Source organism: Leptospira bouyouniensis (assembly GCF_004769525.1).
Taxonomy (GTDB): Bacteria; Spirochaetota; Leptospiria; order Leptospirales; family Leptospiraceae; genus Leptospira_A; species Leptospira_A bouyouniensis.
Genome location: NZ_RQFT01000010.1, coordinates 223,866 through 238,960 on the forward strand (window position 1 = coordinate 223,866; position 15,095 = coordinate 238,960).

The 15,095-nt window shown below is 37.2% G+C and carries 11 protein-coding genes; 9 read left to right on the forward strand and 2 right to left on the reverse strand.

The window, feature by feature from the left end; all coding sequences use genetic code 11:
• The first annotated feature begins 133 nt into the window (after positions 1-133).
• The gene (gene greA, locus EHQ43_RS11290) at positions 134-2,899 is read left to right on the forward strand and encodes a transcription elongation factor GreA (RefSeq protein WP_135743016.1); all 2,766 of its coding nucleotides are present in this window, start codon (positions 134-136) and stop codon (positions 2,897-2,899) included.
• Here greA and EHQ43_RS11295 read toward each other — a convergent pair.
• On the reverse strand, positions 2,872-4,686 hold the full coding sequence (locus tag EHQ43_RS11295; protein WP_135743017.1) for a M23 family metallopeptidase: 1,815 nt from the start codon (positions 4,684-4,686) through the stop codon (positions 2,872-2,874). The two genes, greA and EHQ43_RS11295, sit on opposite strands and share 28 nt — an antisense overlap.
• 124 nt (positions 4,687-4,810) lie before the next feature.
• On the opposite strand from EHQ43_RS11295, the gene EHQ43_RS11300 reads away from it, so the two are divergent.
• The 7 genes from EHQ43_RS11300 to EHQ43_RS11330 all read left to right on the forward strand — a co-directional run bounded on the left by EHQ43_RS11300 (position 4,811) and on the right by EHQ43_RS11330 (position 11,865).
• Complete coding sequence (locus tag EHQ43_RS11300) at positions 4,811-5,362, forward strand: LPS assembly lipoprotein LptE (RefSeq protein WP_135743018.1); 552 nt, start codon at positions 4,811-4,813, stop codon at positions 5,360-5,362.
• A gap of 67 nt (positions 5,363-5,429) precedes the next feature.
• Positions 5,430-5,867 (forward strand): Fur family transcriptional regulator, encoded by a 438-nt coding sequence (locus EHQ43_RS11305; protein WP_244242780.1) that lies wholly within the window; start codon positions 5,430-5,432, stop codon positions 5,865-5,867.
• The gene (gene tgt, locus EHQ43_RS11310) at positions 5,867-6,982 is read left to right on the forward strand and encodes a tRNA guanosine(34) transglycosylase Tgt (RefSeq protein ID WP_135771248.1); all 1,116 of its coding nucleotides are present in this window, start codon (positions 5,867-5,869) and stop codon (positions 6,980-6,982) included. Before EHQ43_RS11305 ends, tgt begins: the two co-directional genes overlap by 1 nt.
• A 93-nt stretch (positions 6,983-7,075) precedes the next feature.
• Positions 7,076-7,411: an STAS domain-containing protein gene (locus EHQ43_RS11315; protein ID WP_002975418.1), complete on the forward strand. Its 336-nt coding sequence runs from the start codon at positions 7,076-7,078 to the stop codon at positions 7,409-7,411.
• A 66-nt stretch (positions 7,412-7,477) separates the two neighbouring features.
• On the forward strand, positions 7,478-8,875 hold the full coding sequence (locus EHQ43_RS11320) for a lipoprotein LipL71 (RefSeq protein ID WP_135771249.1): 1,398 nt from the start codon (positions 7,478-7,480) through the stop codon (positions 8,873-8,875).
• A gap of 72 nt (positions 8,876-8,947) precedes the next feature.
• A complete protein-coding gene (gene nadC / locus EHQ43_RS11325; RefSeq protein WP_135771250.1) occupies positions 8,948-9,811 on the forward strand; it encodes a carboxylating nicotinate-nucleotide diphosphorylase in 864 nt (287 codons plus the stop codon).
• Positions 9,811-11,865 (forward strand): RelA/SpoT family protein, encoded by a 2,055-nt coding sequence (locus tag EHQ43_RS11330; RefSeq protein ID WP_135743023.1) that lies wholly within the window; start codon positions 9,811-9,813, stop codon positions 11,863-11,865. Before nadC ends, EHQ43_RS11330 begins: the two co-directional genes overlap by 1 nt.
• On the opposite strand, the gene EHQ43_RS11335 is transcribed toward EHQ43_RS11330, so the two are convergent.
• Positions 11,855-13,246 (reverse strand): alpha-amylase family protein, encoded by a 1,392-nt coding sequence (locus EHQ43_RS11335; RefSeq protein WP_135771251.1) that lies wholly within the window; start codon positions 13,244-13,246, stop codon positions 11,855-11,857. The genes EHQ43_RS11330 and EHQ43_RS11335 overlap by 11 nt on opposite strands.
• Between EHQ43_RS11335 and EHQ43_RS11340 the strand changes: the two genes are divergently transcribed.
• The gene (locus tag EHQ43_RS11340; protein WP_244242774.1) at positions 13,238-15,085 is read left to right on the forward strand and encodes an extracellular solute-binding protein; all 1,848 of its coding nucleotides are present in this window, start codon (positions 13,238-13,240) and stop codon (positions 15,083-15,085) included. The genes EHQ43_RS11335 and EHQ43_RS11340 overlap by 9 nt on opposite strands.
• The last annotated feature ends 10 nt before the right edge of the window (positions 15,086-15,095 follow it).

A 15,095-nucleotide genomic window follows, 5' to 3' on the forward strand; every position in this document is an offset into this window, starting at 1 on the left:
ACAGAATCGAACGGACCTGGAAAATGAACCCTAGGACTGTTCTTTTCGCGGATTCATCGCTAAATTTACCGTAACAACTTTATAGGAACTATGAACACCCTTTATTGGAAATACGAAGAGGGAGATTCTTTTCATGCCTGAGACTATTACCGAAGACAAATCAAACAAAATTGCCGACAACGACAAACTAACACCTCTATTTAATGAGGAAATTTATGTTCGTGCTGATGCAGGAACGGTGCCCGTTTCTAAATTCAAAATCTTTGACGATGTCATTGATGCATACAAGGCAGAAAATCGTTTAGCTGAAGCTAAACAAAAAATCGAAGACCATTTCAAAGAACACCCTGAATCAATCTCCGCCAAATACATGTTAATGATCATCTCTTTTATGGAAGATTCCATGGGTGATGCAAATTTGGTGAAGAACATTTTAGATTCTTTTAAAGCACATGCAAAATGGACCATCATCGAATACATCACTGATTCTATTTTGCGTTTTGGTGATCATAGACTTGCGCTCAGAGTCAAAGCCGAAGCGTTAGATAAGCTCAAGAAAAACAAAGAACTTAAAGTAGTACTTGAAAAATTAGCTAAACAAGACCGCAAAAACCCAGAGATTGCAAAGAAGTATGGATTCTCCATTATGGAAGAAGACAAACCCAAAGCGATGTCTTATCTCAAACTTGCTGTTGAGATGTATGCTAAAAACAAAGAATACGTTCCGATGGAAGAGATTTGGCCAACCATCGTACAAAACAATTATGAAGATGTATCTTTCTTTGATAAAATTGAAAGAATCCTCCTTGGTCAAAGGGAAAAAACTCGGTTAGTGGGTCTTCTTTATCCAATTGTTGAACCATTCAAAGCAATGGAAGATTGGGACCATGTCATCTATTTTCTAAAAAAGATTTTAGAACACGAACCTGCATCTCAAAAAGCAAGAAACGAACTCATTCGTTCTTATAAACAAAAATACGTTGCCCATTCCCTTCTTGAAGATTTCCTCAAGATGAGTGAACTCGGTAACAATCGTAAGCCGGTCAAACTTTGTATCACAAACTTTGAAAGAAACATTGTGTTTGATACTGGTAACTATGTGATGCATAGAAATTGGGGTGTTGGTAAAATTACCTCAATCTCTCAAACGGGAGATTCTATCTTTGTAGACTTTGAAGAAAAGAAAGACCACAAACTTTCGATCCAAATGGCAATTACTTCCTTAAAACCGCTTAAAAAAGATCATATTTGGGTGCAACACTTCGAAGATAGAAAAGCAATCACTACCATGTTCCAAGAGAACTTGGCAGAGTTTTTAAAACAACTCCTCAAGTCTTACGATAACAAAATGTTAATCTCTGATATGAAGAATGAACTCATAGGTACATTCTTAAAAGCAGATGAGTGGTCTAAGTGGTGGGCAAAGGTAAAATCGGTTCTGAAAAAAGAAGCGAACATTGGAATGAATCCGAAGAAAAAGGATGAAGTGGTTTACCACGAAAAACCAATCACTCACTCAGAAACCCTCACTCAAAAATTCCAAGCAACCAATGATGCGAATAAAAAATTGGAAATCGCAATGGAAGCAGTGCGAGATTCTGATGAAGCAGCAGAGGCGGGTGAATTTTTTATCTCACATTATGTGGAAGAAGAATCAGCTCGTGATATCATTCGTAAAATTTCTGCTTACTTATACTTGGATGAAGCAGGGAAAGCTTGGCCGACCGAAGAATTTTCACATAAAATTCGTGAACCGGAACTCAAAACTCTGATCCAAACCTTAACCAAAGAAGATGCCCTAAAAATTTCTAAGGCATTGGAAAACACGGATATCAAAAAAGGGTTTAAAGATCTCATTCGTTTGCACCATCCGGAAGCCATTAATATCCTCATCGGACTTCTTTTCGAAGTGCCAGTGAAGGTAAACCGTTCTGTATTCCAAAACTTGGTAGCGGACGAAAAGTATGCGGAACTCAATTTGTTTGTAGAAACCGTTTGTAATAAATCCAAAGAAAACCCTGAAGTTTTCCTTTGGGTCGCAAAATCAATTCTTTCTCATACTTGGAAATTTGATTGGTTAAAAGTGAGTGAAGAAGACCTGGTTCTCCGAGTGTTCCGTATCTTGAAACCACTTGCGAAAATTGAAGACAAAGGAACCAAACTCAAAAACCAAGCGATGGACATTTTATTCGGAAAAGACAATAGCCTTCTCCGTGATATTTTAACCAACGCTGATGATGAGTATGTTCGTAAATTATTCGCACTTTTTAAAGAAGTTCCGTATGTGACTGATTTAGAAAAAGACCAATTGTATGCACTCATCAACGAACTTAAACCAAACATCGTTTGGGATGAGTATGACTCAGAAGAAGATGCAGATGATGATCCATTAGCCAATTTACCTCACGATGTGGTGCTTGTCACAAGACGAGCTTTCAACGCGAAAAAACTCGAGTTTGAACACCTTGTGAATGTGGAAATGGCTGAAAACTCTCGTGATATCGGAGAGGCCCAAGAAAAAGGGGACTTACGAGAAAACGCAGAATACAAAGCAGCGATGGAAAAACAAGCACAGTTGCAAGCGGCCATCAAACGATTGGAAGCAGAACTCAAAAGTGCTCGTATCTTAGATTTAAGTGATGTAAAAACAGAAAAAGTAGGGATCGGAACCACAGTTCGTTTGAAAAATAAACAATCTGGTGAAGTGGTCACTTACTCGATCTTAGGTGCTTGGGACGCTGATACAGAAAAAAATATCATCTCTTACCAATCACCACTTGCGAAATCTTTACTTGGTAAACACACAGGAAACGAAGCGACTCTCGTCTTCGGATCTACTGAAACTGTTTATGAAGTGTTGGATATCGCTCGTTACTCGATGACGGGACAGGAAGCTTGAAGAAGGTCTTCCTTCCATCCATTCGTAGAAATTAAATCCACAAACGGATCGGAAATATTTCCGGCGAAATCAGAGGCCTTAACTTCCAAAAGAAGATAAGGCCTTTCTTTTTGTAGGCTTTTCGGCAATTGAACTCTGATTGCACTTCGGTCTGGATCATATTCGTATGGAAATGTTTGTCCATCAACTAACAGTTCTACATTGGTCTTAAATCCACTCCCCACATCTGATAGAACATAGTATTTTTCTTCCAAACAATGGTTCCTAACTTCAGGAAGTTCGATAAACCGAGCAATGGATGTCATTGGAAATACAGTGGGTGGGGTTTCATCTGAGAGAACCATTAGGTAACCAACTTTCGTGAGTTTGAAACTAAATCCGTTAGGTTTCCGTTTTGGTTGGATTCCTTGGAATTTTCCAATGGAAGAATCAAAAAAATAAAGTGAGTCTTTTAGGGAAGCAGTCGTACCCAAATTCAAATCTCCGAGTCCTTCTCCTTTCCAACTCATTCGCTTTGTATCTAATAGGTAAATTTTACCTTTTAAAGGAAGTCCTTTGGGAATTTTAAAGGGTATTTCTTTTTCTGAAACTTCAGATATGAGTAAACTGCCATCACCTGATACTTCCGCTTTGGTTAGATCAATGGAGACTGCACCGTCGTTTGATTTGTATTTGTTTCCCGTTTTTTTAGAATTTTGTTTTGTACTAAGGTCTTTTTTCGATGTTTCATGAATGATTTCAAACTGAACGGAAGACTGGTTTCCCGTTGCGTCCCTTAAGGATGCTTGGATTTGTATTGTTTCTTTTTTGGGAAATGGATTTAGGTCAATCGAATATCCTTCTTCCTTAAATTGTTTTGGTTGTTCATACATATGATAAAAATAAACAGGTGGAGAAAGAGAAGAGCGATTGATATCGTAAAATTGATGTTTTTGTGATTTGTCTTCAAACGATAAATAATCAAAATTTCTTGTGAAGATCGATTTTCCATTTAAAAACAAATCCATTCCATAAACATTGTTTTTGTTTCGAGAACGTATTTTATCATACCCACTCAATCGAATTCGTATTTTACCAGTGAGTTGGATCGAAGTGAACTTTTCACCACTTTCACTATAAAGTTCAAATTTACCCTTAGCGATTTCTTTTGCAGAAAACATCAATGGTTTGTCTAAATCGTCTCCTTCTAAAAACATATTGAGTATGGTTGGAGGAGTGACATCCTTTTGGTGGATTTCAGAGAAATAAAGTGGATTGATGATTCCTTTTTCCGAACGAAACTCTAAATGTAAATGAGGTGGACCTGATCCAGTTTCGCCTGTTTTTCCAATGGCATTCCCTTTTTTTGTGACAAACATTCCAGCTGGCAGTTTCAATTGAAAACCTGTTGGATCACCCATTAGTAGAAGAGCCCTTCTTAATAGTTCCAATTCAACAAGTGTTCCACCAAAGGAATGTAAGTGGGCATATTTGGATTTGATTTTATATTTTGGGTTGTATAAGTTTAAAGATAAACCATAACCTGTTTTGGAATAACTGATTTCCTCCACATAACCATCAAAAGTGGCAAGGATATTGTGACCATTTAACCCGTAAGATTTAAAATCTGAACCTAAATGTAAATTGTGATTTCTGATTTCAGCAAATGTTCCCGAAACAGGTGAATAATAAGGCAATGGAAATCCAACTTCAGAGTGTGGGATTTCAGGAATTTTGGAATCCGCATTACGGATTGTTGGAAAAAGGAGAAGGGATAGGAAGGGAATACAAATCTTTGCCAACCGCATGGGAAAAGTAGAAACTTCCCTCCCACTTTGTCATGTCTTTCCTTGGGCAAAAGGAAATTCTCTTTCATTTCGATTCCCTTGACAATCTAGACTTGGGACCTAAGATGACAGGGAACAAATTCATATGAAATCAGGAATTGTTTTATTATTCACGCTAGTTGTCTCGGGCTGTGCTTTTTTCTCGAAAGAACCTGGTCGACCTCCGAAAATTGATGGAGTACCCATCCCTGATACCAAACGACTGCTTTACATCCAAAATGTGCGTAACAATACCTATTCGCCTGGGATGCACACACGTCTCACCCAAATGATCATGGAAGAAATCGATCGAAGGGGACGGTTCATCACGACACGTGAAAAAACTCTCGCGAAATACCGATTGTATGCTGAAATTGTCCACTACCAACAAGTTGGTGATTTGATGGATCTAGCAGACCAACATATCACCTCTGAATTGTTTGTTGTCACTCGTGTGGAAATCATCGAAGCGGAAACGGGAGTCAAAATTCCCATGGAACGAAGTGAAATACCAGGAAGAGTACATTACTCGACACAAATTGGGTTTCGAGAATCAGAACTGGAAGCACAAAATCGCCTTTTACGTGTTATGGCGCTCCGGATTGCAGAAGAAGCAGAAAGAGCTTGGTATTATTCCATTTCTGGTGTATTAAATTAAGTTAATATTTTAGGAGATTTAACCCTTGCAAAACGATCCTATTTCCCAAGAAGACACAAAAAAAGAGATGCTCGCATTTGAAGAGTATCTCAAAGAAAAAGGTTTAAAAATTACAAACCAACGTTTGTTAGTTGCGCAAAAGATTTTTTCTTCTCATAACCATTTTACGGCAGAAGGCCTACTTGACGAACTCAAAGACAACAAGGACCGCATTTCCAAAGCAACGATTTATCGAATTTTGGCAATTATGGTTGAGGCAGGACTTCTTGAAGAACATGATTTTGGAAAGGATTACAAATATTACGAACATATAATTGGTCATGAACACCATGATCATATTATTTGTATGCAATGTGGTCGGATCGTCGAATTCATTGACGAAAGAATCGAAGAATTACAAAACAAAGCAGCATCAGAAAATGGATTTACGATCACAGGGCATAGTTTGAATATTTTTGGTAATTGTTTAAATTTTGCAACTTGCGAACATAAAAACAAAAAATAGTGTCTCCTATTTTTAAAGAAGGTATCTACGATACAGGTTCTTACGCAAGGACAGGAACTTTAGATCTGGGTGGCATCCAAATCCAAACTCCGATTTTTATGCCAGTGGGAACTCGAGGTAGTATCAAGTCTCTCACTTCAGAAGACATAGATGAGCTGGGTTACAAACTAATTCTTGCCAATACCTATCATCTGTATTTAAAACCGGGCAAAGAAGTTTTTGATCATTTCCAAGGATTAAAAAACTTCATGTCATATAAAAAGGCACTCCTTACTGATTCTGGTGGGTTCCAAGTGTTTAGTTTAGCGAGCCTATTTAAATTTGAAGATGATGGTGTCCGTTTCCAATCTCATATTGATGGGAGTTATCATAAGTTCACTCCTGCCTCTGTGATTGATATGCAAAGGTCTATCGGCTCAGACATTATGATGGTTCTTGATGATTGTGCTCCTTACGGAAGTGATACTAAACGATTGGAACTCGCTTTAGATAGAACTCATCGTTGGGCAAAAGAATCTTATGAATATTGGATGGAGAATCCGAATGGACAAAATGTATTTCCGATTGTACAAGGCGGGGTCAATGAAACCCTTCGTTTGCGGAGTTTAGAAACCTTACAAAAGATTGATTTTCCAGGAATAGCCATCGGGGGACTCAGTGTAGGAGAACCAAGACCAGAATACATTCGCATTTTGGAATGTATGGCTCCGCATTTGGACAATAGTAGGCCAAGGTATTTGATGGGAGTAGGGACTGTTGTCGACATTCTGGAGGGAGTTAAAAACGGAATCGATATGTTTGATTGTGTTTTGCCCACAAGGAATGCACGAAATGGCCAAGTTTTTACTTCGAATGGCAAAATCAATCTTCGGAATGAAAGTCATAGGCTCAGTGAGTCACCCATCGATCCAGATTGTGAATGTAAGGTATGTAAAACATATAGTCTTGGTTACATTCGCCACTTACATAAAGTAAAGGAATTAACGGCATTTTCCTTATCCACCTACCATAACTTATTTTTTATGCAAAGCTTCATGGAAAAGATGCGAAAGTCCATAGAAATAGGCAATTTTCAGGGTTTTTATGACCATTGGAAAAATTTGTTTGGTAGCTAAAATTATTAGGTTGACGTACCCATTTTTTTTGAATGTGATTGTACCGTCATTTCTACATTGATTGTAGCTTCATTGAGGAGTCTCTAGACACACATGGAAATCACCAGAAGGGAAAAAGATAAAATCGTAGTACTCGATATTAACGGGGAAATCGACCTTTATAACGCGCCTGAGATCAAGGATGTAATCGCCAAATTGATCGAAGAACAAAAGTATTGCATCGTCATCAATCTCGAGAAGGTATCTTACATCGACTCTTCCGGAATTGGAGCTTTAATTTCAAGTTTGTCCAACCTGAAAAAATACCAAGGTGGATTAAAAATCATCAACGTAGCAGGGTCTGTTCGTAAGGTATTTGAACTCACTAAGTTGACTTCATTTTTTGAAATTTTCGATAGCGAAGACGAAGCAGTCACTGCTTTCAAATAGAAGAGGAAGCGTATTTTGCGCTTCTCTCTTTTTAATACCCCCCTACCAAACATTAAGGAGTTTGTTATGTTAAAAAAGAAAAAGACATCCGTCTTTCTCTCCGCTTTGGTATTGTTCGGAGCAGGATTTGTTAACTGCTCACAAGAACTACCACTGAAAGAATTAGCTTTGGCAAAGTCACAAGTGGAACGTGCTGAAAGACTTTCAGCCGAAGAGTTTGCCCCTGAAGAATTCAGTGAAGCTAAGAAAAACCTAGTTGCTGCCAATGAATTTGCTGCCGAAGAAAAAGCATCAGAATCAAAGAAGAGTGCTGATTATTCAATCTCTAAGGCATATGATGCGTTAGAAAAAACTTTGCCTAAGTTAGCGGCTAAGTCCCGTGAAGAAGCAGTTGCTGCAATTGACGCTGCAGACGAAGCATACGCATCTGAATACACTCCTGAAGAATATAAAAGAGCTGTGAGTGCAAGAGATGCTGGGGAAACAAAATTAGCCCAAGCCGATGCAAGTCTTGCCTCTTACCTACGTGAAGACAAAGACGAATCTGCAAAAGAATTAAAAAGAACTGTTGCTTTACAAGAATATGAAGATGCACATAACCAATTCCAAGAAGCATCTAAGATCAGTGTAGAAGCAAAAAAAGTAGCACTTGAAAAATCGGGTGGTGCATTGGTGAAATCTGCTGATGAAGTGGATGTGTTACTCGATAAAGCAGCATCGTATTCAAAAGCAGGAAACCCTGCCATTGATGAAGAAAAAGCAAGGGTTGCATCCGCAAGAGAAGACATCCAAGCTGGCAAATTAAAATCTGCTGACGAAAAAATCAAAACGGCAAGATTGGCTTCTGCATCTTTATTACAAGATTCCATTAAAGACCATGCAAAAAATCGCAACGCACAAGCAAGAGAAGTTGTAGAAGATGCAAATGTTCGTTTTGGTGAATTAAATGCGGAAACATATTTGAAATCAAATGCAAAAGAATCGTATGCAAGTACCCAAGAAAACTTAGGTGCTTCTAATGAATCTTTACAAGCATCAGGTAACCTTTTAGAACAAGATAAGTTTGAAGATTCGATTACACAATCCGAAGAAGCGATACGTTTGGCTGAAATTTCAATTGATCAAATTGAAACCTTAAAAGGTAAAAATAACGTTGCTAAAAAAGATCGTAAAACAGTGGAAACTGATAATACGACAACTGAAACAAAGGAACCAAAAGCTACTTCTGCGCAAGTGGAAGAATTGTCTGGCGGATGGAAACGATATACAGTTGAAAAATCAAATCCAGCAGATTGCCTTTGGAGAATTGCAGATCGTGAAGACATCTACAGCGATGCAAAACTTTGGCCAAGAATTTTCGAAGCGAATCGTAAAAACATTCGTAACAAAAATTTAATTTATCCAAAACAAAAATTGAATATCCCTCCAAAAACGGGAAAAATCGGAAAAGCTCCTAAGGAGTAAACAAGACTTAGGTGAAATGAAAAAAAGCTGTCGTAAAGACAGCTTTTTTTTTGTCTAAATTATAGGACATTTATGAACCGAGGATACACTTCTCCAGTCACAGAAATCTCAGAAAAAGACTTTGAAACACTTGTACAAATTGCATTGGATGAAGATATACCTGCAGGTGATATCACAACAGACACTTTGTTCAAAGATGATGAGACATGTTCTGCTGTATTGCTTGCAAAAGAAGAAGGCATTTTATGTGGAATTGCAGTGATCCCATGTCTCATTCATAAAACTAAAGCGAATGTCACTTGGACTCACATATTATCTGATGGAGACAGTTTATCCAAAGGCACTGTGATTGGTGAACTCAAAGGTACTCTTGCTGGGATTCTCAAAATGGAACGAATTTTGCTGAATTTCATCCAATACTTATCGGGGATTGCAACCAATGCAAACCGAGTGGCAAAACAGTTTCCTAATTTACTCATCCTTGATACAAGAAAAACCCTTCCTGGATATCGGAAACTTGCTAAGTATGCGGTGTATACAGGAGGTGGTGCGAACCACCGTTTGAATTTGTCTGAGATGGCGATGTTAAAAGACAATCATATCGCTAAAGCAGGATCAATTCAAATTGCTGTTCAAATGGTACGAGAAAAGAATCCGGGTAAAAAAATTGAATTAGAAATTGATGGAATTTTCCAATTGGATGATGCAATTAAAGCAAAGCCAGATATCATTTTACTCGATAACTTTTCAGATGAAGATACAGAAAAAGCAATTTGTTTGTTAAAAGAAAAAGCTCCTGAGATAAGGATTGAATGTTCTGGTGGGATCACACCGGAAAAGTTAAACTTTTTGTCTAAGTTTGATGGGATTGGAGTGAGTATGGGATATTTAACACATACAGTCAAATTTTTAGATATTAGTTTGGATATAAAATAATGGGCCTATATCAGGATATCAAAGACAAACAGGAGTTATTTGAAGCTGTCCAAAAAAGGCTTGGTCCTGAAAAAGCACAATTAATTGAAAAGGCCTATCATATCGCTGACAAAATGCATGAAGGACAAAAAAGGTTATCCGGTGAGCCTTATATTATCCATCCAATGAATGTCGCATCGGTCTTAGATGATTTAGGACTCGATGAACGGGCGATTGCAGCTGGACTCTTACATGATGTTGTCGAAGATACGAGTTATTCAAAAGAAGATATGGCTCGTGAGTTTGGTGAAGACATCGCGGCACTTGTAGAAGGTGTAACAAAAATTTCCGAAATTAAATCACAATCAAAGGAAACCGAAGCAGCCGAAAACATTCGAAAGATGTTACTTGCGACTATTAAAGATGTGAGAGTGATGCTCATCAAACTTGCAGATAAAACTCATAATGTTCGCACATTAAAATTCCAACCAGAAGAAAAACAAAAACGAATCGCAAAAGAAGTTTTATCTCTTTATGCTCCAATAGCAGGTAGGCTTGGTGTCTATAAAGTTAAATTTGAATTAGAGGATTTAGCCTTTCAGTCATTACACCCAGAAGAATACCAAGAAATCAAAAAAAGGGTATCGGCTAAAAAATCCGAGAGAGACGAATATATTGAAAAAATAAAAATTATCCTTAAACAAAGGTTAGCTGAGATTAATATTGACGCAAGGATCGATGGACGGGCAAAACATTTTTATTCAATCTATCGTAAGATGGTGACAAAAGAAAAATCATTCTCGGAGATTTTTGACTTACGCGCTGTTCGGATCATTGCGAATGAAATCAAAGATTGTTATGGTGTACTTGGGATTGTACATACGTTATGGACTCCAATCCCTGGACGATTTAAGGACTACATTGCCACTCCAAAAACCAATTTGTACCAGTCTTTGCACACAACTGTTTTTGGTCCTGATGGTAGACCTATGGAAGTTCAAATCCGAACCAAAGAGATGAATGCCATTGCAGAGAATGGCGTTGCCGCACATTGGGCCTACAAAGAATCTACAAATCTTTCTAAATCATCTATAATCCTACAAAATGGTGTGGAAAATGCTTTCCGCATGAAATGGCTTGAAATACTCAAATCTTGGCAAGATCCAAGTCTCGACTCAAAAGAGTTTATGGAGGAATTACAATACGACCTTCATGAGGATGAGGTATTTGTTTTCACTCCCAAAGGTGAAATCATTGAAATGCCAAAAGGGGCAACAGTTTTAGATTATGCATTTCGAATCCATACTGATGTTGGGTTACATGCAAGAGGCGGAAAAGTCAATGGTAGGATGGTTACGTTACGTACTGAATTAAAATCGGGTGACCAAGTAGAAATCATAACGGAAAAAAATTCCAAACCTTCGCCTATTTGGCTAAGGATCGTAAAAACCTCTGGCGCCAGACAGAAGTTACGTGCCTATTTCCGAAAACTTCAAGAAGATTCTCAGAAAGAAACGATTGGGTCAGTCTTAGAAGCATCGAATCCGAACTTTGACGAAAATACGATCAAAGAGATAAAAAAAGTAAAAATTAAAAAACCAACCAAACCAAATACAAACCAAGAAGAAACGAAAGAATTTGGGATATCAGTTGCAGGTTGGAATGATGTTCCCGTGAGAGTAGCATCATGTTGTACTCCGATTCCAGGTGATGAAATCATTGGTTTTATCACACGAGGTAGGGGAGTGAGTGTTCATAAAAAGGACTGCTCAACTGCTACAAAACAATTGGAGTGGATGAAAACAATTCCGGTTCGTTGGGAAGGACCTGGTGAACCAATCCCCATTCAAATTGAAGTCCGTGCAAAGGATGTACAAGGTATTTATTTGTCGATGGTTGAGTCTATTTCTAGTACCGAGACTAATATTTTGGAAGCTGGGGCTTCTTCTCATCCGAATGGAACACTTACCGCCAAGTTTATGTTAGAAGTAGATCATTTGGACCAATTAAAAGAGATATTAGAAAACTTGAGGATGATCCAAGGTGTTGTTTTTGCAGAGCGGGTCAAAAAATAAACCACTGTAATTGGTTAGGATTTAATTGGAAATATATTCCTTCTTCTTTTTTTTCCTGTGAAAAAACATTTCCACTTACAATATCAGTTAGTTCTTCTTTGTAATACAGTCCTTCTTGGTATGGAATCCATCCTGAGACAGAAACCTGATTAAAATTCCAAATGAATAGTTCCATTTGGTATTCCGAATACAACAATCTTGCAAAAATGGGGAGTTGGTTGTATTCAAAATATTGAATATCATTGTGTTCTAAACTTTTTGACCTTTTTTGAATGATTGACAATGCATTCGTATAAAAGGATTCGATAGTTGGTACAGGTTCTTCTTCATCAGCAACAATCATTTGTACGGGAATTTTTTTTGATAGTCCAAGTTCTTGTCCATCATAGAGAAGGATCGTGCTAGGACTTGCAGATAATAAACCAAAGTATGTTTTGGATTGCAGACCGAATGTATCATATGCTCTGTTTTCATCATGATTTTCTAAAAACTGAATAAGTGAAGTAGACGAACGTTTTTGGATTGATTGATAAACATACTCTAGGTTTTGGTGAAACAACAAATCATAGAAAGATTTGTCATATGTTGCATCAAAGCCAAGTGTTTGTAGAGTTTCCTCCAAACCCCAATATACTTCTGCATAGAATTTAAATTCAGGGTATTCCTCTTTTATCGTGTGAATTATATTTTTCCAATGATAAACTGATTTTTTACCAAATGTTTTTTCAAAAACATTGGGTAACGGTAACATCGCCATATCACAGCGAACACCGTCACATTGTTTGGCGATCTTTTTTAATAATTGAATATGGTATCTTTCAACTTCAGAATTAGAAAAATCCCATTGAATGGTATCGGTCCATCCGTCAAAATATGGATCTTTTCCATGATAATATCGAATTCCATTGGGATGTATAAATGTATTTTTTGAATCGTTTGGTTCTTCCGTTTTTAAAAATAAATTTGGATTTTCTAAAACGATTGGGGAATCGATTGCCATATGATTCGGAACAAAATCTAAAATTAGTTTTTTGTTTTGTGAATGAAACCATTTTTGAATATCTGTCAGGTCGGGAGACTCACATAGTAAGGGATCTGGTACATATTCATAAATCGAATACGGTGATCCATAGACATCATCTTGCTTTAACTTTGATCGTATCTTGCGGTAACCAACTTGCAATTCCGGCATGGTTTGGGCGATTTTTTGAGAGCTTGGGCTATTTTTCCAAACACCCATTAGCCAGATTTCATCAGCCCAGGAGAATAGAGTCTTTTTTTGAATTTCATTTGTAAGATCCTGAATTTGTTTCCCGTTTTTTACACAAAAAAGCCTTGAGCCTATCTCGTACAAATGGATTTGATGGAAGGGATGTTTCATAAATTAGTTCAATACCATATGGTTCGTTCCCAAGTAATCAAGTTTGTTTTGTTTGGTTTCATTTCTATGTTACCATTTCTATTTTTCCAAAACTGCTCGGAAGAGGACACGAAAGAGTCACTCAGTCGGGTGATTGAGCAACCTTGGGATGGAGATCTGAATTCCATTCCAAAAGCCTTACAGGTAAAAAATCCAGTGGCTGATCCAAAGGCAAAAAAAGGTGGAAGGATTCGAATTTATTCCCATCAATTTCCTAAGTCACTTAACTATTATTTGGACCAATTTACAACAACAGCTCGTATCTTTACAAGTTTATATGAGCCACTCACTGCTTATCATCCACTCACTTTAGAAACGATTCCTCACTTAGCAAAGGAATGGAAAATTTCTCCAGATAAAAAGAAATTTACGTTTTATTTAGATGGCAATGCTCGTTGGTCGGATGGAAAACCTGTCACTGCGGATGATGTCATCTTCACTTACGATACAATTATGAACCCTAAAAATGGAACTGCGGTATTTAGGATTTCACTTTCACGTTTCCTAAAACCTATTAAAATTGATGATCTAACAGTTGTATTCGAAGCAAAAGAAGTACATTGGAATAATTTTAACGATATCGCCTCCTCTATTTTTATCTTACCAAAACATCATTTTGAAGGAAAAGATTTTAACAAAGAAAATATGGAATTCCCTGTAGTTTCTGGCCCATACAAAATTACAGAAGTAAAAAAGAATCGATACATCAAATTAGAAAGAAGAGGAGATTGGTGGCAAAGGGCTTATCCTTTCAACGAAGGTAGAAACAATTTTGATCAGATTGTTTATAAAGTTTATAATGAAGAAGCAGTCGCTTTACAGGCTTTCAAAAAAGGAGATATAGACATTTATCCTGTATATTCTGCTTTTGTATGGGTAGAAGAAGCAAAAGGTGAAGCATTTGATAAAAACTGGATCGCCAAACAAAGAATTTTTAATTTAAAACCAATTGGTTTCCAGGGCTGGGCAATGAATTCCAGACGGCCAATTTTTTCTGATAAACGAGTGCGAGAAGCAATGAACTTACTTGTAGATCGGAAACTTATGATCGACAAACTGGCGTATGGTGAGTATGATCCAACCAATAGTTATTATCCAGATTTTTATTTAGGTGGAGAAAAAAATCCAAATGTTCCAACTGAATTTGATCTCGAAAAGGCAAGGAAATTGTTATCGGATGCCGGTTGGAAACCAAATGCAGAAGGAATCTTAGAAAAAGATGGAAAACCATTTCAATTTTCGATTTTAGATCGTGATAAAAAAACAGAAAAATATTTTACAGTTTTTTTGGAAAAGGCAAAAGAAGTGGGGATTCGCGCATCAATTGATACACTTGATTTAGCCGCATGGAGTGAGCGAGTTGATAAATTCGATTTTGATATGACTTGGGCGGCATGGGGTTCTGGAATATTTAAAGATCCGGAATCTCAATGGTTATCAAAGTATGCTGATGAACAAGGCCAACCCAATTTACCTGGTCTTAAACTTCCTGCAGTAGACAAACTCATCGAAAAACAAAAAACTGAATTTTCAGTTTCCAAACGGAATGAAATCCTTAAGGAAATAGATCGAATTGTCTATAAAGAATACCCATATGTGTTACTTTGGCACTTGCCAAGTACAAGACTTTTGTATTGGCAAAAATACGGAATGCCATCTTTACCTTTAGGAAAGTATGGAGATGAAAGTTTTTCTTCGGATTATTGGTGGTATGATGAGGAAAAGGATAAGAAGCTAACCGAATCATTTACCAAAAAAGAAAAGTTTATCGATTATGAATCTATTATTCGTTGGAAATAAAAATTAGAAG